The sequence below is a fragment of the Lewinella sp. 4G2 genome (genome assembly GCF_001625015.1).
GTDB lineage: Bacteria > Bacteroidota > Bacteroidia > Chitinophagales > Saprospiraceae > Neolewinella.
Genome location: NZ_LVWJ02000014.1, coordinates 2,720,851 through 2,739,112 on the forward strand (window position 1 = coordinate 2,720,851; position 18,262 = coordinate 2,739,112).

Genomic DNA, 18,262 nt, shown 5'->3' on the forward strand with positions numbered 1-18,262 from the left:
AGTTGGATAGCTAAGAATACAGTTGGAGTTTGATTTGTTCCTCATTGCAATTATGTAAAACAAATCGTATTTTTACCGAATGCCTCAACCTCCAATTCGCGCGGGCCGCGGTGCGCAGATCAATACCGCTAATCCGTACCACAATCTGCGTTACGATGAGTTGCCGGACCCGGAGGATGAGCTGCGTACCCAGCTGATCCCGACCCACCCCAAGACGATCTTGAATAAGATCACCAGCCCGGATCTGGGGAATGGCTACGGGCTGAATTGCTACCAGGGTTGTGAGCACGGCTGTGTCTACTGTTTTGCGCGGACGACTCACCAGTACTGGGGCTACTCTGCGGGGATCGACTTCGAGCAGAAGATCCTTTATAAGGCCGAGGCACCGGCATTACTGCGTTCGACCCTGTTGAAGAAGAATTATCAGCCTATGCCGGTAATGATGTCCGGCAACACGGATAGCTACCAGCCTGCGGAGAAGAAGTTGCGGCTTACGCGGCAGTGCCTCGAAGTCCTAAGCGAATTGCAACATCCCTTCGGACTGATCACGAAAAACTCGTTGATTTTGCGCGATCTCGATCTGATCGCCGCAGCCGCGCAGGATGACCTGGTACACGTAGCGCTGAGCATCACTACCCTCAATGAAGACGTGCGTCGCATGCTGGAACCCCGCACGTCCAGCATCGCCCAACGCTTCCGCGCGGTAGAAGAACTGAGCAAGGCCGGCGTGCCGGTCACTGTCAATATCGCGCCCATCATTCCCGGCCTCACCGAACACGAAGTCCTCGGCATCGCCAAACGTGCCGCTGACGCAGGTGCCCGGCGGATTGGGTACGCGATCGTCCGCCTCAACGATGAGATCGGCACCATTTTTACGGACTGGGCCCACAAGATGATTCCCGACCGGGCGGAAAAGGTGCTGAGCAAGATCCGGGAGTGCCGTGGCGGGAATTTGGAAGAACGGCGCTTCGGTTTCCGCCACCGCGGGGAAGGCGAAGTAGCCCGGATGATCGGCCAGCACTACCAATTGGCGAAGCGGAAGTACTTCCCCGGAGAGCCGGATTGGCCGGCCTATAACTTTGATCTGTTTGAGGCGCGGCGGCGGCCGCAATTGTCGCTGTTTTAGGGCAGATCCTAGCATAAATTGATTGGGTTCCTACTATGTTAACAGGAAAGGCTAACAATATTTTTCCACGAAACGCCGAACACGGTCCCGCATCAGGTTTTATAGGGTAGTTTATTGATTTCTCTTTACCACAGAACTAAACCCTATCTGAATGTATCGCCTATTAACCGCCTTGCTGCTATTGGTAGTTTGTGCATCCGCACTACGTGGGCAAGAGAACGTTACCTTTTACGTACAACCAGCCGAAAGCTTCCTAAGGGTGGATGGGCGCGTATTTGAGCTTAAAAAAAGCAATACAATTCGACTGGCGCCCGGAACTTACAACGTCGAATTATGGGCACCAAAATTTGACGTACGGGAGGTTCCAATAACCGTGGAAGCCGGCAAACCTACGGTCGTTCGGGAAGGACTGAGAACGGTCACCGCGGAATACAACTCCTATCGCGCTGAGCTATCAACCTACAACACCAATCGGCTTAAGCGAGTGCTTGGGGAGGGCTCAATCGCGGCCCTTTCAGTGGGCCTGGCCGCAGTAGCTGCGACCGGAAGGAACAATAAGTTGGATGAGCTTAGGGATTATACCGAACGCCAACGGACGCTTTACGACGATGGCGTATTTGACGGCGCGGAGCAGTTCCTTAAAAATTATAACGATGGCAGAGCCGAGTTTGATGACGTGCGGCGGGAACACAACACCATCGTTGTTGGCACCTCCATTCTCGCCGCGCTTGGTGTTGCGGTCCTGGTTAAACGGTTTATGAGTAAAAACCGCAAACGCTACGTACGTCCGACGTATAATCCGGTGAATCCATTTCAGTCGGGGACTACGCATTTCGAACGCCCACGAGTAAAGTTGGGAGGTTCCACAAATCCAATAGGCCTAACCCTACAATTCTGATCGATGAAAATCTTTTGTGCCCTGGCCTGTTGTCTGCTTCTATTTTCTTGCAATGATGAAATATTCGAACCCATCGAACCGGTGCCGCAGGACATTTTCGACCCTGAGTTAAAACCGCTTTTCATTTTCAACCGGGCAACCCACCCCAACCGAGCCGGTGGGTTCAAAGTCGTAATCCTGGACTTCAGTGTTTACGAGCTACGCATCCCCGTTGAACAGGAAGACCTACTCCGGCGCATCCAGGTCATGGACGGCGAGCGAGAAATTGGCAACTATAATTTGTCCACCCGGAGCTTTATCGACGAAACCAGGCGGAGGTCCGGAAGTAACGTCTGCTACACTATGAGCTTTCTGACTACCGACGGCAGAGAATCACGGGCCTCCGAACTCTGTCTTACGATCAATTAAGCTCAGTCAGGAATCAATCCGGATAAGATCAAACACCAGTGACGAAAGAGACGTAGTAGAAGCGAGACAAATTTTAATACTACCCCAACATGAAACGCACCGCAATCGCCGAATGGAACGGCACCGTAAAAGAAGGCAAAGGCACCCTGACCACGAAGTCCAAAACGCTTGACAAACAGAACTACAGTTTCCACAGCCGTTTTGAGGACGGCGCGGGCACCAACCCGGAAGAACTGATCGCCGCGGCCCATGCCGGTTGCTTTACGATGGCGCTGAGCCACGGATTAACCGAAGCCGGCTACACCCCGGGCGATCTCAAGACGGACTGCGCTGTTGACTTTCAGGACCAAAAAGTCGTCGGTTCGCACCTGACGACTACTGCTTCCGTGCCGGGCATCGACAAGGATGAATTCGATAAGATCATTCAAGACGCTAAGGTGAACTGCCCAATTTCCAAAGTGCTGGATACGGAGATCACTTTGGAGTATACGCTCAAGTAATTTTGTTCCGCTGGGGTAGGGCGGTCGCTAGTCCATATCCACGAGACTCTCCGTACCCCGGCGGCGGCGGTCCAGCTCCTGTTGGATGATGTGGCGCAACCGCTTCTGCTGCCGCACGCAGGCGTAGTTCCTACTGACGTGTACCTGCGTCAACGCTAATACGAGCACGCAGACCGGCATGGCGATCAGGCAGGTGCCGACCATCGAGCGCAAACCGATCAATGACAGCGCCGTGGCCGCGAACATCAAAAATGGGATGGCCAAGCCGACTCGGAACATGAAGTCGCGCAGTTTATCTAATCGGGTACTATTCACCTTGAGTCGCCGCAGCAATTGATGCAGCTCGTGGGTAGCAAAAGCCTCCGCCCCACCCGTCAGGATGAGGGTGAAGTCATCGTTAGCAGCCCGTTCGAGCCGCTTGATCTGCCTTTTGATTTTGCCACGCAAAGCCATATCCCAAAACTACGGGAAGTTTACGAACGGTGAAATCTGATCCTTGGCTAAATGCGTCTGCAGCTGACTTTTAACTTGGAATAGTAGAGTGATCCGAAGGCACCGCGTTGGAAATTTGAAAAACGTAAAACATTCCGTAGTTTTTTGCGCTAATTTTAGCATATTTGTGCTTTAGCAGCAGAACTACGTTTTATGACACCCGAACTCGCCAGAACCGCCCTCAAGAAATATTTTGGATACGATGGTTTCCGGCCCTTGCAGTTGGACATCATCAACAAGGTGTACCAAGGTGAGGACGGGATCGTCCTCATGCCAACGGGTGGAGGGAAGTCGATCTGCTTCCAGATCCCCGCCGTTACGATGAACGGTACGGTAGTGGTCGTCAGTCCGCTCATCTCCTTGATGAAGGACCAGGTGGATGGCCTTACGGCCGTTGGCATTCGCGCCGCTTACCTCAACTCCAGCCAATCGAGCGCCGACGCCCACGGGGTGGAAGTCGCCTACGAAAACGGGGAATTGCACCTGCTTTACGTCAGCCCGGAGAAATTGCTGTCCCCCGGCTTTTTCCAGTTCCTCAAGCGGCGCAAGGTTTGTCTGTTTGCCATTGACGAAGCCCACTGTATTTCCGCCTGGGGCCACGATTTTCGGCCAGAGTACACCCAACTGAAAAGTATCAAGGCCTCCTTCCCCGAAGTGCCGATCCTGGCCCTTACGGCGACAGCGGATCGCCTAACGCGACGGGACATGGCCGAGCAATTAGGCATCCCTAACGCTGAGCAGCACATCGCCAGCTTTAACCGGCCTAACCTCTCGCTGGCCGTCCGACCGGGGAAGCAGCGGCGGCAACAGATCGTTCAATTTCTTCGCCACCGCCCGGATACGGCGGGAATCGTCTACTGCCTCAGCCGCAAACAAACGGAGAATCTCGCCGAGAAGCTACGGGAAGCCGGCTACAACGCAGAAGCCTACCACGCCGGGCTGAGCCCCCAAAAGCGGGCGGACGTACAGTCGGATTTTATCAACGACCGCACCCTCATAATCTGTGCCACCGTTGCCTTTGGAATGGGGATCGATAAGTCGAACGTCCGGTGGGTAATCCACTATTCGCTGCCCAAGAATTTGGAAAATTACTACCAGGAAATCGGCCGCGCGGGCCGCGACGGAGCTCCGGCCGATACGCTACTATTCTATTCCTACAACGACTACATGACGCTGAAGGACATGCTGGGCGGCAACCAGAATAGTGAACTCCAGTTGGCCAAACTGGACCGCATGAAGGAGTACGCCGACAGCCTCGCCTGCCGCCGGCGGATCCTGCTGAACTATTTCAGCGAAGACCACTCCGAAGACTGTGGCAACTGTGACATCTGTGCCAACCCACCCGAGCGATTCGACGGAACGGTCCTCGCCCAAAAGGCGCTCTCCGCAGTGACGCGCCTGCGGGAGAACGTGGGGATCAATATGACCATCGACGTCCTTCGTGGCTCCAACCGGTCCGACCTGAAGCACAATGGCTACGACCGGATCAAGACTTACGGCGCCGGTCGGGACGTCACCTCCTTCGACTGGGCGCAGTATTTCAACCAACTCATTAGCCTGGGTTACCTGTACGTTGCCCACGAGGATTACAATAAGGTGAAACTGGCCCCCGGCGCCAAGCGCGTCCTCTACGAAGGGGAGGCGGTGGAACTCGTCAAGATGACAACCATTAAGGAACGGCGGGCCAAGGAGGCTGCCAACGCACCCAAACGCCAGCGCGGAGGTGTCATCACCGCCGAGAACGCTGATCTCTTCGAAAGGCTCCGCACCTTGCGCAAGGAGATTGCTCGCGAAAAAGGATTGCCACCGTACGTCATCTTCCACGATTCCACGCTGCAGGAAATGGCTACTTTCCTCCCGGCCAGCCGTATGGAGATGAGCCGCATCAGTGGGGTAGGGGAAGCTAAGATGACCAACTACGGACAGGCATTTATCGACGCCATCGCCGGCTCTCCCGAATACGCGAAGGCCAAAGCGGAGGGTACCCTCCGGCCGCAGTCTCAGGCAACGATGGATTTTTCGGGAAAGTCCGCTTCCACTTCAAGCAGTTCTACAAAACCAACGGACGACACCCCCGAAGACCCCGCCAAAGCCGCGAAGCGCGCCGCTCGTTTGCGGGATAAGGAGCGTATCGGTAGCACGCCTTCCCACATCTACAGCCTTCAAGCTTTTCGTAGCGGGGAGACGCCCGCGGACATCGCCGCCCGCCGGGAAATGACGAAGGGTACGATCGTGACCCACCTGGTCCGTTGTTACCTGGCCGGGGAGGAAGTGGACATCGAATCCTTGCTGCCCCCCTTCGCCGAAGACCGTATCCGCGAGGCGCGCACCGCCAATCCTGAAGCCGAAGGAACCGGTCCTATCGTGGCGTGGCTGAATGATAAATACGGCAACGGAACGATCGGTTACGACGCCGTACGCATTGTAGATGCACTGGCCGAGCGGGCCACCCAAAATTGACCATCATGTACCTCTTCGTTTACGGCACCCTGCTGTCTTCCGTCCCCTCTTCCATGAGTAAATTCTTGCGCCGGCGGGCGACGTTGGTTGGTGAGGCCACCGTCAGTGGCCGCCTGTACGATTTGGGGAGGTACCCTGGCTTTCAAATTGGGGGAGGCAAGGTTACCGGAGAACTATACCTGCTGGAAGAAAAACGCCAGCAACAGACCATCGAAATGCTCGATGCCTACGAAGGAGTAGCCGGAGAGGCGGAGGATGAATACGTTCGGACCGGAGTGAAGTGCACCTTGGCCAACGGAACAACTGTTGAAGCGGACACCTACGTTTCACGATCTCTTCCTTCCCAGGCAGCAAGGATCGTGTCGGGCGATTACGCTAAATTTTACGTTAGCAGTATAGCCCACCAAGAGTTCGTGAACGGGGTTTAACTACCAAATTTAACTTTTAACAAGCATTAGACGTAGGAACATACATTTCCAGGCCCGCGTTGCTTGAGTATGTTTGAGTTCCTGCGTCCTGATATCCAAAATATGGTTCAGGTACTGATTACCGTACCAATTTTATACACCGTCGTTGTTGCCGCTATCCGTTTCACGGGTAACCGGTCGACATCTTCGATGAATAATTTTGACTGGATAATCACGGTAGCTATCGGTAGTGTTTTTGCTTCCACCGTAGTTTTGAACCGGACGAATTTTCTGGAGGGCGCATTTGCAATTGTCCTGCTCCTACTCTTGCAGTACCTGATTACGCTGGCAATTCAACGGTCTAAGGCCGTCAAAAAAGTGCTAAAAGCATCCCCGCAACTATTACTTTTCGAAGGAGAATTTTTGAACGACGTTATGCGGGAGCAACGCATCGTTCGGGGCGAAGTCTACGCAGCCGTACGTGACAAAGGCTATAAAAGTGTTAAGTCAATCTACGCCGTCGTCCTAGAGACCAATGCTAAGATGAGCATCATTCCCATGTCTAAAGGTGATGACTACGAAGGTTTTTCTTTGTCTGACGTAGACGGATTACCCGAGGGGCTGAGGGAGGACCTTGAGCAGCGAGGTGAGGAAGATGATATGTCGTCCAAAGAAGAGGAAGAAAAAAGGACGCAATTTGCAGATTAGTCTTGGTGGACGCTAGTGTTTTTCGCATCTTGCTAACGCATTAGTAGCCACCAATCAATCCTCCCCTTTGCGCATTTTACACACCGCCGACTGGCACCTCGGCCACCGGCTGTACAACCACGACCGGACGCCCGAGCACGCCGCCGCTCTTCAGTGGTTGGAAGGCCTCATCGAACGGGAAGCAATCGACGTCGTGATTGTTGCGGGAGATGTCTTCGACGTCTCCAACCCTTCCAACCAAGCCCGCCAACTTTATTACCAGTTTCTTTCGCGCCTGCTCGCTACCGACGTAGCCGCGGCCATCGTCGTTGGCGGAAACCACGACTCTCCCAGTATGCTGGATGCTCCCCGCGAAGTATTGCAGGAGCTCAATCTTCACGTGGTCGGTGCGGCGCGGTCGCAGGTGCAAAGTCAGGTGGTAACCATCAGGACCAACCGCGAGGGTGAGGAGGAAGAGCTCATCGTGGCCGCCGTCCCCTTCCTCCGGGAACGCGACGTCCGGTCCGCCAAATTCGGGGAATCCCCCGACGAGCGGATGACCGGCATCAAACAGGGAATTCAGGACCACTTTACGGAAATTGGGGCTGCCGCCGTCGCCACCCGTTCAGCCAATACGGTACCCATCCTGGCTACCGGCCACCTGTTCGTCGGGGGGGCGACGGATTCCGAAGACAAGAAAAGCCACATCTATCAGGCCGATGAGAACAACATCGACGCGGGTAATTTTCCGAACTGTTTTGACTACGTCGCCCTAGGCCACGTCCACCGTGCTCAGAGCGTGAACGGGCAGGATAACATCCGGTACTGCGGCAGCCTCGTCCCCCTCACTTTCGTGGAGGGAATGAGCGACCGTAGCGTCCGCATCGTTGATATAGGGAAGGCCGGCGAGCCGGTGTCCAGCCGCAAGATCCCCGTCCCCACCGCCAGAAAGTTGTACCGGCTCCACGGTACGCTCGACGTTGTGAAGGCCAAACTGCGCGCTGCGGTAGCGGAACACCTCAATCGGGAGGGAGAGGATATCCTGACACCCTGGGCGGAGGTTCGCGTCCTGACCGATGACCGGATCCACGACCTCCCCGAGCAGTTAGCGGCTACCGTTCTGGAGGTAGCCGCTCCGGAACCCGTACGGGAACCGATCAAGTTTTTACGCCGGTCCCAGGAACGTCTTTCCCCCGCACCCGCGGCAGCGCCCCAACAAACCAAGCAATTGGACGAGCTTTCACCGGTGGACGTATTCCAACTCCTCTGCGCCGCCGAAGAACTCAGCGAAGAAGTGGCGACGGAGGTCCTTACGGACTTCCGTGACCTCATCAACTGGAAACAGGACCAAGACAACGATTAAGTATGAGAATCCTCCGCGTCCGCATCCTGAACCTGAACTCGCTCATTGGCGAGCACGTGATTGATTTCACGAAGGCCCCGCTAGCGAACCACCAACTGTACGCCATCGTCGGTCCCACTGGCGCTGGCAAGACAACCATTCTGGATGCCATCACGCTGGCGCTGTACGGACAGACCGAACGCAACTTAAAGGACCGTGATACCAACCCGGAAAACACCACGGTGATGAGTTACGGGACGGCCGAATGCGAAGCCTCCATCGAATACGAAACCGCCACCGGCCGCTACCGCAGTACTTGGACGCAGGCGCGCGCCCACAAAAAACCGACCGGTAAACTGCAGGGCAACAAACGACGAATTGACCAACTATCACCCGACGGGGTGGGGGAGGACAAGATCATCGCCGAAGGCATCAGGGCCGTTAAGGACAAGACCGAAGAAATTGTGGGCCTGGACTACGACCGCTTCGTCCGCTCGGCCATGCTGACACAGGGAGAATTCGCTCGATTCCTGAAGTCTTCCGCCACGGAAAAGGGAGAGATCCTGGAAAAAATCACCGGGACGGATATCTACAAAGAACTCAGTATTGCGGCCTTCGAACGCCACAAACAGGCCCGACTGGCTTACGAAGACCAGGAGAAAAGCCTAAGTGCCAACCCACCTCTGCCGGCCGAGGAAAGAAAGGCCCTCGAGAGCCACCACGAAGAATTGCAACTCGAGCTCGGCCGCTTGAGTAAGCAGGTGGCAGACCTGGATGCTCAGCTGTTGCTCTACCGAGAATTGGAACGCCTCCAGCGAGAAGCCAACGACCAAAAGGCCCAACAGGCGGCCATGGAAGATGAGTGGATTGACCGGGCACCCCAACGGAATCGCTTAGCCCAGGCCGTGGCTGTAGCCCACCTCCGCCAGGACCTGACGGATGTAACGAGACTGAGACGAGCGATAGCTGATGGATTAGCGAAACTGAAGGCTGCGCAGGCGAGCGAGAAAGAACTGGCGCAAGTACTCGAGCAGCGCACTAAGCAGCAGCAGACCTCCAGGGAGGCGATGACCAAATTTACCGCGGCCTTACCCGCCCGCAACCAGGCCTGTGACAATGCCGCCGCGCTCGAAAAGAAAGTAGCTGAGCTTGAAGTCCGAGATGGTCTGCTCGTCAAATCAGCCAAAGAAATTGCCGAAAATAGTTCCAAAGCCAATCAAGATAAGTTATCGTATGAGAAGGAGTTAGCTATTCTCACCGAACAACTTGGTGGAAAGACGGCTACCCAAATCGAAATACAGATTAGCGAGTTGGAGATTGCTATCCAGCAAGCGCGCAAGGAAGCGACCACCCTACAGCAATGGTTAGAAATCGGCCGATTGGAAGACGACCTGCGGACGCGGGGCCAACGGGCTGAGGTTCTCACTGGCCAGGCGGAGCAGTTGCGGCAAAAGCTAGCCAGCAGCCAGGAAAAGCTTAGTCAGTCGCGAAAGGAATTGGAAGAGCGGATTATGGTAGCCAAAGCTTTCCGTTTACAGTTTAGTCTGCGCGATCACCGTGCTGCCTTGATGGACGGTGCCCCTTGCCCCGTTTGCGGAGCCACCGACCACGCCATGCTGAGTAACCTGGAGGAGGTGAACGAGAACCAACTTCGGGAAGTGGAACGGTCCGAAGCTGCCACGCGCAGCACCATTAGCGAACTGGAGAAGGAAGAAGCCAAGCTGACCACACAACTTAACCACACCACGACCAGCCTCACGACCGAGCGGGATAAGATGGCAGCCAAGAAGGTGGAACTGAAAAAGCTATCCCGACCTGAGGGGAAGGAGTACCTCGATGTGGCTGCTACCGTCGCTGCACTTAACGCTGCGAATGGGCGAGTACAAGAACACGAACGAGCACAGGTGAAGGCCCAACGCTTACGGAAAAGCCTTCCCCAGTTGCGGGAGCTTGAATCGCGACTGAAAATCCTGAAGGCTCAGCTGCCAGAATTGGAAAAACGCGCTACTGCCCTACAGACGGGGCGGCAAGAAATTGCTCAGGAAAAAGATTCCCTGCAACGGTCAATCCACGAACTGCTGGGGGGGGAGTTTACCTCGAACCACTGCCGCCAACTCACGGCCAATCGGGAGCGCGAACTAACCGCGGCCGCTAACAAAGCGGAATCCGAAACCATCAAGGCAGCGGCGGCGCTTCAGTCTGCGAAAGACCAGCTAGGTGAATTACAATCCCTGCAACAAGATCGATCTTCCCAGCTCGCAGCTACGGAAAGCCAGCTACAACTAGCGTTGACTAAAGCAGAGGTAACCGAAGACCAAGCGCGCGGTCAGCTCATGGACTACCAGGAAGAGCAGCGCTTACGGGAGGAGATGCTTCAACTTGAGCGTAAGCGCGAACTCGTCATCAACGAGAGGAAGAAAACGCAGGAGCAAATCAGCGCGCAGCACGCATTGGTGGAAGATTTGCCGGAACAACACCTACTGCAGGCAAGGAAGGAGGAATTGGTCGCATCCATCTCCACGGCCAACCAGACGAGTGGCGCCCTTAATGAGCAACTAAGACAGGACGATAAGCGGATCGAAGCCATCGCCGCCGGCCGCGAAGTACTCGAAAAGCTCCTGGCCGAAAAGTCGCGGTGGGGCCGGCTAGACGAACTCATTGGGTCCGCCAGCGGTAAACGCTTTCGGGGTTTTGCCCAGGCCATTACCCTGCAGCGGCTTATCGAAATCGGGAACCGCCACCTGGAGCAGATCAATCCTCGCTACCGGATGGAGTACGAAGCCCCCGGCCGGGGTAAGGACGAGAATCTGAACATGATCATCGTCGATCAGTACCAGGATGATAATGCCCGCTCGATGGCCACATTATCCGGAGGGGAGAGCTTTCTCATCAGCCTTGCTCTGGCGCTGGGGCTTTCCGATCTGGCGAGTGGAAAATCCCTCATTCAATCATTGTTCATCGACGAAGGCTTCGGCACGCTAGATGGTACTTCCCTCGACCAGGCCATGACAACACTGGAAGGGTTGCAGGCACAGGGCAAGACGATCGGCCTCATTTCCCACGTCCAGTCGCTTAAGGAACGTATCCCCTGCCGCATCGTGGTGGACCCGATCGGGGAGGGTTTCAGTACCGTGAATTTTGTCGGGTAGTCCAAAAAGAAGGCCGAACGCACAATATCCGCACGCCTAAAAATAAGCTGCCCCGCCGAACGATAAGAGCGCCCGGCTGGTTCCAGTGATAGACCTTATATTGTCTATGCTCCGGGGCGATAACCCCAAACTGTGAGCAGTAAACCCAGCGGTAATGGCAGCGCGCCTACCCCGCGACCATTGCCTTATTTTTCATCATTAAACGTGCACGTTACATGCAAATTACCATTCATCAGTCTTCTGATCTTCTTGACAGCACCGTTGAGGTCATCAACGAAAAACTCAATAAACTCGAAACCTACTACGACCGCATCGAGCGCGCCGACGTCCACATCAAGGATGACGACGGCAACACCGCCAATGGCTACAAAGTGACCGTCCGCCTCGCCATCCCCGGTAACGACCTCGTGGCGGAACACACCGACCAGAGCATCAAACGCGCCATCGCTGATGTAGCCGAAGCGCTGCGCCGCCAGATCAAAAAGCACAAGGAGAAGGAGCAGGACCACCACGTCACTACCCCCATAACCCAGGAAGACGCCGTGATGCCCGTCCAGAATGAGACGGATGAGAATATTGCGGTCTCCGAAGAGCAGCTTTAGTAGTCTTCAGTCTATAGTCTGTAGTCTGTAGTGCGCAACGCCCTACTACAGACTATAGACTACAGACTAAAAACTTATCCGGAGGAGCACCTACCTATCCCAACGTAGCAAAGTTTATTTTTGCCACAAACCTCAATTGCCATGCCCCAGGCCCTCCGCGAAACCAACTTCACCTTCGACCCATCCGCTGAATTTTACCGGGGAAAAGTCCGGGATGTATATCGCCGCGGCGGAGAATTATTAATGGTGGCTAGCGATCGCATTTCTGCGTTCGACCACGTGCTACCCCGCGCCATTCCCCACAAGGGCCAGATCCTTAACCAGACGGCCATCCACTTTTTGGAAGCTACGCGTGACATCTGTCCCAATTGGCTAGAGCTTTCCCCCGATCCTAACGTTGCCATTGGTAAAGCGTGCGATGCCATTCCCGTAGAGATGGTCATCCGCGGCTACCTCGTTGGCCACGCCTGGCGTACTTACAAAAAAGCCGAGCAGGAGGCGCTGCCGCGGGTGCTGTGTGGATTGGAAATGCCCGCCGGAATGCGGGAAAACGATCAATTCGCCGAACCCATCCTGACGCCGGCGACGAAAGCGGAAGAAGGGCACGATGAGGACATCAGCCGGGAAGAACTCCTCGAACGTGGTATCCTCACCAAAGAACTCTGGGACAAACTGGCCGACTACACCCGCCGCCTTTTCGCCCGGGGCACTGCCATGGCCGCCGAACGGGGCCTCATTCTGGTAGATACCAAATACGAATTCGGTATCCTCGACGGCGAAGTCTACCTCATCGACGAGATCCACACCCCCGACTCCAGCCGCTACTTCTATGCAGAAGGTTACGCCGAGCGCCAGGCCAAGGGTGAACGCCAGAAGCAACTTTCAAAAGAATTCGTCCGCGAGTGGCTAATGGAAAATGGCTTCCAGGGATTGGAGGGCCAAGCCATGCCGGAAATGCCGGACGATTTCTTGTCCCTTGTCACGCAGCGATACACCGAGCTCTACGAGAAGATCACCGGAAAGCAATTCGAGCCGGCACCGACGGACGATATCACCGGGCGGATACGCGAAAATTTGGTCAACACGGCTTGGAAAGTAGCGGAGGGCAAATAATTTTCCGTTACAACACTTTTGCCCTTACCTAATTTGGATTTAATGACGTTGTTTTAGTGCGGCTATCCGAAAGGGTTTGCCATCCCAATTACTGTTCTGACACCCCGCGTTCCGAGTCTGGCTATTGAGGCCATCCGGGACCTACTGATACTCAAAATGAATACCGATTTTATTCCCCTGTCCGCTCGCCCGGACGGAAGCATCCCACCCCGGGAACTGCGCAAGCTTGGTGGTGCCCTCTCCTTCACCCAATCCCTCCGGAACGGCGGGGCGGGATCTCCACGCGTGATCTACAACTCGGGCTTACAGGCCTTTACTTCTCTATCCCGAAACCTCGTTAGTGAGTCCGCCTTCCTTAGTTTGGAGGAGGTCAACGATGGCTTAGTCCTGCGCTGCAATTGTGGTAATCGGCTCGCCGCCCGGGGCCTGGCTTTTGAGCGGATCGAAAGAATTGAACTGCTCGCTCACCGCATCTACACCATTTACCGGAGTGGGACCAATCAGCGGTACGGGCACCTGCAGAAAACGGTTTACCACGGAGAGCTGGCCATTCTGACGGTGTCGGGAGATATCATCCGTGCCACGGTGCCTACGCGGGAGTTTCGCTCGGTCAGTAAGTTTCTGCGAAGGGATAGTTTTAGTCCCTACTTTTTGGAAACCATTAGCCAAAGGACGCCGGAGATTGAGTTTACGCGGGTGTTTAGTCACTTGGGGCCGGAGGTGGAGCTGACCTGACCGTCGCGGCATAGTATCATTTCCGATTTTGGCCATCTTCGCAGCCTCTGTTGTTCTAGAGGCCCGACCTCCGGTCGGGTAATGTCATGAAGATTAATTATGCCAGTTCCCGACAACAAATTTTACATTGTAGTCTTGATCTACGGTTCATAAGTCTGCAGTTGTCACCTTCAATTACAGAAACCCCGACCGGAGGTCGGGGCTCCATACCCGTGCAACCCCGAACGGAAATCGTACCTCCATACCCTTTACTGATCACCCAGATAACCCCTCCCCATGAAAATATTCTGCATCGGAAGAAACTACGCCGCCCACGCTGCGGAGTTAGGCAACAAGGCCCCCTCCAAACCAATGGTGTTCATGAAGCCACCGACGGCTATTCTGCCCAATAACAAACCGTTCTACTACCCGGAATACTCCCAGGACATCCACTTCGAAACGGAACTGGTCATCAAAATCGCGAAGAATGGCCGCCACGTACAGCCTCAATTCGCCAAGGACTACGTCGGTGGTATCGGCCTCGGTTTGGATCTGACGGCACGGGATCTCCAGAACGAGCTCAAGGCCAAAGGCCACCCCTGGGAAATTGCCAAGGGCTTCGACAATTCCGCACCCCTTGGCGCCGAGTTTTATGCCCCCGACCAGTTCGCGGACATCGACGATATTGAATTCCGCCTCGAAAAAAATGGTGAGGAGGTCCAACACGGGCATTCCCGTAACATGATCTTCGACGTCACAAAACTCATCTGCTACGTCAGCCAATTCTTCCGCTTGCAGAAGGGCGACTTACTCTTCACCGGTACACCCGAGGGGGTAGGGCCGATTGCTACGGGCGATGAGCTGGTCGGTTACCTATCGCTAGCGAATGGGGAGGTGGAGATGTTTAGGACGCGGGTTAAGTAGTTGGTAATACCAGTCCCTGAGGGGCGTCTATTGTAGCGTGGGACCGCGCCAGCAGCAGCGAAGCTCATGCTTCCCCACGTTTCCGTTCCCCACGTTTTCGTTTACGCACGTTTTCGTTTTTCCACGTATCCGTTTTCCACGTTTTCGTTTTCCACGAATGCGTTTCCCACGAATGCGTTTCCCACGTATCCGTTCCCCACGTATTCGTTCCCCACGTATTCGTTTACTCACTTTCTGAAGTCCCCACATTTTAGGTTCCCCCCATATTGAGCGTTGCTCAGTTCCTAAACGTCAAATGGCACCTAACCTTTAATTTTCCAGGAGGAGCGTGAAGGACTTAAGCAACGACTTCTACAACCTTATATCGCAAGTACAACCACCGATAACGGTTGACAAAAAAATCAGGGAAGCGCCGGAAATACCGGGCCTCCCTGAAAAAATGACGGTGTGCTTATTCTATCAATTACGCTTTACAGATTAAACCGAAGCGTATTGCTACAGCCGGATACGTAATTCTTCCAATCGCCCTGTCCATCGCTGGCATCCGCACTGAGGCACCAGCCTCCGCCGCCATCGCGGCCTTCGTGTTTTACGAGATCTCCACCTTTAAAGATTTGGACCTGATCGATGAAATAGCCATCCCCTCCGTTCGTCTTCATGATGATGTGGGTGATGTTTTTCGTGGACTGCACCGACCAGCTGTTGTCCTTCAGGAAGGGGCCGCACTGGCTTCCGGGGCCGGTGATGCTTTTGGTCATTACGTGTTCGGAGCCCGCATAGAAAGCGACGGTGATCGTATTTCCCGATCCCGTTCCCGTGAGGTCGCCGTGGCAAGCATCCACTTCTACGCGGTATTCATTGGCGGAGGTAGTGAAGAGCTGGCCGGCGCCTAACTTCCATTTGCCCCAGGTGGATTTTTCCCGGTCGACTTTTGAAACGCCCTGCGGGGCCGCGGTCACCACGCCGTTCATTTGCTTACAGAGCGCTATGAGACCAGACTGGTTGTAGAAATCGACCTGGACGATGTTGTGGCGGACCCCTTTCCACTCATTGGCCAGGTAGCTTAAGACTACCGGGTTGGTCTCCTTCGCCAGTGCTTCGAGGCCAAAGGGGAAGTTGCCGGTAAAGTCGTAAGCGTTTTTGTAAAGCTCTTCACTCGGGGTGATCTGCGCTTCTAAGCTGATGAAGTTTTTGGTGCCCTGCAGTTCGTTGATGCGGCCTACCATGTAATTGTATTTCTCGCCGCGAATTTCACCGGATTTGTAAATGCTTTCCATCCGGGAGCGGGGCCATAGGTAGATGCTTTGGAAATTCCCTACTGGCGGCATATTCCACAGGACGATGATGGGGCGCTTCGATTTAATCAGATCGTTCAGAGTTGACTCTGGAGTAAGCGTATTCGGTGCCATTCGGGGTGCAATGGTCTTTTGGAGCAACCCGGCAATCTCGTCGAGTTTGCTCTGGCGTATTCCCTGGTAGGCAGCGTCATTTTCTTTGCCATTCCGGGTTTTCTCCTTCCAATCGTAAAACCGTTTGAAGTCAATAATTACGGGTTCATTGGGGTTCTGGTTGGAGAACTTCACAACGTCGTTGATGACTTCGTTCAATGAAGCACCATACAGCCCGTGGCAGGTTTTGATCCTGTCGCTCTTGTCGATACAGATCCGTAAGTCGATGTAGCGAATACCATCATTCAGTTGTTGATAGATGCTGCGCTCCTGAGCTTTTGCCCATTTATCGTAGCCTTCGCCAAGAAATGAAAGACCGCGTTTTCGATCGTCCGTATCCGGGGCAAAGGCATCGTCCGTATTACGGTTCCAGGTGCTACTCAGGTTATGGGTGCCTGAATCGTGGGTGCCGGGTAGGACGATCCGGTTCAGCTTTTTGTTGCCCAGCAGGCCCCGGTTGGCGTAGAGCCAAGAGGCAGCGGGGGCTGCGGCGTCAACGGTGGGTTCGTCTGGCTTAATGCTGGGTTTTGGCCCAGCGGGTTGGTAACCATTTACCTTCCACATAGCGCTAAACCAGCCTTTCTCGACCGGGCCGGTTTCGAGGCCGGCATTCTGGATGTGGAGATAGGTATTGCGCCACCGATTTTTGATGCGGTAGTAACCACCTCCGGCGGGTTCCAATTTCCACTGGGCGGACCACTCGCCCGGGCTGGCAGCTTGTAATGCGACCGGCCCGACGTCCTGGCGCTGATCCAGGTAAGTTCCCCGCCAGCGGTTTTTGAAGCGGACGTAGCCGTCTCCGGTGTCTTCCACGATCCAGTCTTTGGACCACCAACCGGCTTCAACGTGGCCGGCTGCGGGCGTTGGCTCCTGGACGTGGATGACGTAGGTTGTTTTGCCGTCTTTCTGCCACCGGTTCTCAATGCTGGCGTATTGCTGGGCGCTCAACTGGCCACAAAGGGCAAAGAGCAGGGTGATGATAAAATACCTCATGATTCGTACGGTTTTGTTTGTTGTGTGTGCGGAAGACGACCATCGTCTCCCCTTTTCTTGAATGCAAGGTATCGGCGTAAGCAAGGGGTAAAAGGGCCCGTGTGCATGAGCGGGAACTACAACGTCACGAACGGGCGGATGAGGGCGCTGACGCGGGTGCGGGGTAGGGGATGAAAGGGGAAAGTTTGGAACCCCGACCACTATCTTTGGTGACCAACCATAGCCATGAACATCCTGATAGTAGAAGACGAAGCGCTGTACGCCAGCCACCTGGAGATCCTCATCGAGGACCTGGGGCATACCGTCGGGGGATGCGTAGACAATGCTCCCGCGGCGCTTCAAATGGTGAGCAACTCCCCTCCAGATCTGGTACTGATGGACATTAATATTGCCGGAGACTATGATGGCGTGGAAACGGCCGAGCTCATTCAAAAGGCTCACCCCTGCCCGGTCATCTTCATTACTGCAAGGCAGGACGAACAGACTTTCCGGCGGGCGAGCCGGATCGGCCCGGCCAACTTCCTGCTTAAACCTTTTGACGAGCTCCAGGTGAAGCGGGCCATCCAACTGGCCGTAGCCAGCGTTTCCACTAATGCAACCGGTAGAGATGCTCGGCCAGCTGATGGTTCGATAGGAAATACAATGGAAGGGCAATCCCTCTACGTAAAGTCAGGGGACAAACTTCGTAAAATTGACATTGGGGACATCACCTCCGCATCCGCCGACGGGCGTTACTGTGAGATCCATACCGCCGCTGGCCGCTACCTGATGCGCATCACCTTTCGGGAACTAATGGATCGACTACCTGCTGACCAGTTCCTCAAAACTCACCGTGGTCACCTCGTCAATGAGGGCTACATCGACTCCGTCGATCTGCGGGACAGTGAAATCGTTCTACGGGGCGGCCGACGCATCCCCCTCGCCAAGCGGGAACGGGAAGAGTTTTTGAGGCGCGTCAGTAAGTAAATGAGGTATCCAATACGTTGGCAAATCCAACTT

Annotated in this window: 16 protein-coding genes; 14 read left to right on the forward strand and 2 right to left on the reverse strand. The window is 54.9% G+C overall.

Annotated features, from left to right (window positions below; translation table 11 throughout):
* The first annotated feature begins 79 nt into the window (after positions 1–79).
* The 4 genes from A3850_RS11385 (at position 80) to A3850_RS11400 (ending at position 2,932) form a co-directional block, all read left to right on the forward strand.
* Positions 80–1,126 (forward strand): PA0069 family radical SAM protein, encoded by a 1,047-nt coding sequence (locus A3850_RS11385; RefSeq protein ID WP_068216602.1) that lies wholly within the window; start codon positions 80–82, stop codon positions 1,124–1,126.
* A 151-nt stretch (positions 1,127–1,277) separates the two neighbouring features.
* On the forward strand, positions 1,278–2,024 hold the full coding sequence (locus A3850_RS11390) for a hypothetical protein (RefSeq protein WP_068216604.1): 747 nt from the start codon (positions 1,278–1,280) through the stop codon (positions 2,022–2,024).
* Positions 2,025–2,027: 3 nt separating this feature from the next.
* Positions 2,028–2,432: a hypothetical protein gene (locus A3850_RS11395; protein ID WP_068216606.1), complete on the forward strand. Its 405-nt coding sequence runs from the start codon at positions 2,028–2,030 to the stop codon at positions 2,430–2,432.
* A gap of 89 nt (positions 2,433–2,521) precedes the next feature.
* A complete protein-coding gene (locus A3850_RS11400; RefSeq protein WP_068216607.1) occupies positions 2,522–2,932 on the forward strand; it encodes an OsmC family protein in 411 nt (136 codons plus the stop codon).
* Positions 2,933–2,959: 27 nt separating this feature from the next.
* On the opposite strand, the gene A3850_RS11405 is transcribed toward A3850_RS11400, so the two are convergent.
* The gene (locus tag A3850_RS11405; protein ID WP_068216609.1) at positions 2,960–3,385 is read right to left on the reverse strand and encodes a hypothetical protein; all 426 of its coding nucleotides are present in this window, start codon (positions 3,383–3,385) and stop codon (positions 2,960–2,962) included.
* A 192-nt stretch (positions 3,386–3,577) separates the two neighbouring features.
* Between A3850_RS11405 and recQ the strand changes: the two genes are divergently transcribed.
* The 9 genes from recQ to A3850_RS11450 all read left to right on the forward strand — a co-directional run bounded on the left by recQ (position 3,578) and on the right by A3850_RS11450 (position 14,822).
* Positions 3,578–5,884, forward strand: a complete 2,307-nt coding sequence (gene recQ / locus A3850_RS11410; RefSeq protein ID WP_197494040.1) for a DNA helicase RecQ — start codon at positions 3,578–3,580, stop codon at positions 5,882–5,884.
* Positions 5,885–5,889: 5 nt separating this feature from the next.
* Positions 5,890–6,312, forward strand: a complete 423-nt coding sequence (locus A3850_RS11415; protein WP_068216611.1) for a gamma-glutamylcyclotransferase — start codon at positions 5,890–5,892, stop codon at positions 6,310–6,312.
* Between the two features lie 69 nt (positions 6,313–6,381).
* Positions 6,382–6,999, forward strand: a complete 618-nt coding sequence (locus tag A3850_RS11420) for a DUF421 domain-containing protein (RefSeq protein WP_068216613.1) — start codon at positions 6,382–6,384, stop codon at positions 6,997–6,999.
* Between the two features lie 67 nt (positions 7,000–7,066).
* Positions 7,067–8,341, forward strand: a complete 1,275-nt coding sequence (locus A3850_RS11425) for an exonuclease SbcCD subunit D C-terminal domain-containing protein (protein WP_068216615.1) — start codon at positions 7,067–7,069, stop codon at positions 8,339–8,341.
* 2 nt (positions 8,342–8,343) lie between these two features.
* Complete coding sequence (locus tag A3850_RS11430; protein WP_068216617.1) at positions 8,344–11,469, forward strand: AAA family ATPase; 3,126 nt, start codon at positions 8,344–8,346, stop codon at positions 11,467–11,469.
* Between the two features lie 215 nt (positions 11,470–11,684).
* A complete protein-coding gene (hpf, locus tag A3850_RS11435; protein ID WP_068216619.1) occupies positions 11,685–12,071 on the forward strand; it encodes a ribosome hibernation-promoting factor, HPF/YfiA family in 387 nt (128 codons plus the stop codon).
* A 141-nt stretch (positions 12,072–12,212) separates the two neighbouring features.
* The gene (locus A3850_RS11440) at positions 12,213–13,184 is read left to right on the forward strand and encodes a phosphoribosylaminoimidazolesuccinocarboxamide synthase (RefSeq protein ID WP_068216621.1); all 972 of its coding nucleotides are present in this window, start codon (positions 12,213–12,215) and stop codon (positions 13,182–13,184) included.
* A 156-nt stretch (positions 13,185–13,340) separates the two neighbouring features.
* Positions 13,341–13,919: a hypothetical protein gene (locus A3850_RS11445; RefSeq protein WP_068216623.1), complete on the forward strand. Its 579-nt coding sequence runs from the start codon at positions 13,341–13,343 to the stop codon at positions 13,917–13,919.
* A 276-nt stretch (positions 13,920–14,195) separates the two neighbouring features.
* Positions 14,196–14,822 (forward strand): fumarylacetoacetate hydrolase family protein, encoded by a 627-nt coding sequence (locus A3850_RS11450; protein ID WP_068216625.1) that lies wholly within the window; start codon positions 14,196–14,198, stop codon positions 14,820–14,822.
* Between the two features lie 470 nt (positions 14,823–15,292).
* Here the strand turns inward: A3850_RS11450 and A3850_RS11455 are convergent, their stop codons facing one another.
* Positions 15,293–17,263, reverse strand: coding sequence for a phosphatidylinositol-specific phospholipase C domain-containing protein (locus A3850_RS11455; RefSeq protein ID WP_068216627.1), 1,971 nt, complete (start codon positions 17,261–17,263; stop codon positions 15,293–15,295).
* 225 nt (positions 17,264–17,488) lie between these two features.
* Between A3850_RS11455 and A3850_RS20195 the strand changes: the two genes are divergently transcribed.
* A complete protein-coding gene (locus tag A3850_RS20195; RefSeq protein WP_068216629.1) occupies positions 17,489–18,229 on the forward strand; it encodes a LytTR family DNA-binding domain-containing protein in 741 nt (246 codons plus the stop codon).
* The last annotated feature ends 33 nt before the right edge of the window (positions 18,230–18,262 follow it).

Excerpts from the sequence above, each read along its gene's own strand:
- A3850_RS11385 (WP_068216602.1), top strand. The coding sequence starts at position 80 with ATGCCTCAACCTCCAATTCGCGCGGGCCGCGGTGCGCAGATCAATACC.
- A3850_RS11390 (WP_068216604.1), top strand. The coding sequence starts at position 1,278 with ATGTATCGCCTATTAACCGCCTTGCTGCTATTGGTAGTTTGTGCATCC.
- A3850_RS11395 (WP_068216606.1), top strand. The coding sequence starts at position 2,028 with ATGAAAATCTTTTGTGCCCTGGCCTGTTGTCTGCTTCTATTTTCTTGC.
- A3850_RS11400 (WP_068216607.1), top strand. The coding sequence starts at position 2,522 with ATGAAACGCACCGCAATCGCCGAATGGAACGGCACCGTAAAAGAAGGC.
- A3850_RS11405 (WP_068216609.1), bottom strand. The coding sequence starts at position 3,385 with ATGGCTTTGCGTGGCAAAATCAAAAGGCAGATCAAGCGGCTCGAACGG.
- recQ (WP_197494040.1), top strand. The coding sequence starts at position 3,578 with ATGACACCCGAACTCGCCAGAACCGCCCTCAAGAAATATTTTGGATAC.
- A3850_RS11415 (WP_068216611.1), top strand. The coding sequence starts at position 5,890 with ATGTACCTCTTCGTTTACGGCACCCTGCTGTCTTCCGTCCCCTCTTCC.
- A3850_RS11420 (WP_068216613.1), top strand. The coding sequence starts at position 6,382 with ATGTTTGAGTTCCTGCGTCCTGATATCCAAAATATGGTTCAGGTACTG.
- A3850_RS11430 (WP_068216617.1), top strand. The coding sequence starts at position 8,344 with ATGAGAATCCTCCGCGTCCGCATCCTGAACCTGAACTCGCTCATTGGC.
- hpf (WP_068216619.1), top strand. The coding sequence starts at position 11,685 with ATGCAAATTACCATTCATCAGTCTTCTGATCTTCTTGACAGCACCGTT.
- A3850_RS11440 (WP_068216621.1), top strand. The coding sequence starts at position 12,213 with ATGCCCCAGGCCCTCCGCGAAACCAACTTCACCTTCGACCCATCCGCT.
- A3850_RS11445 (WP_068216623.1), top strand. The coding sequence starts at position 13,341 with ATGAATACCGATTTTATTCCCCTGTCCGCTCGCCCGGACGGAAGCATC.
- A3850_RS11450 (WP_068216625.1), top strand. The coding sequence starts at position 14,196 with ATGAAAATATTCTGCATCGGAAGAAACTACGCCGCCCACGCTGCGGAG.
- A3850_RS11455 (WP_068216627.1), bottom strand. The coding sequence starts at position 17,263 with ATGAGGTATTTTATCATCACCCTGCTCTTTGCCCTTTGTGGCCAGTTG.
- A3850_RS20195 (WP_068216629.1), top strand. The coding sequence starts at position 17,489 with ATGAACATCCTGATAGTAGAAGACGAAGCGCTGTACGCCAGCCACCTG.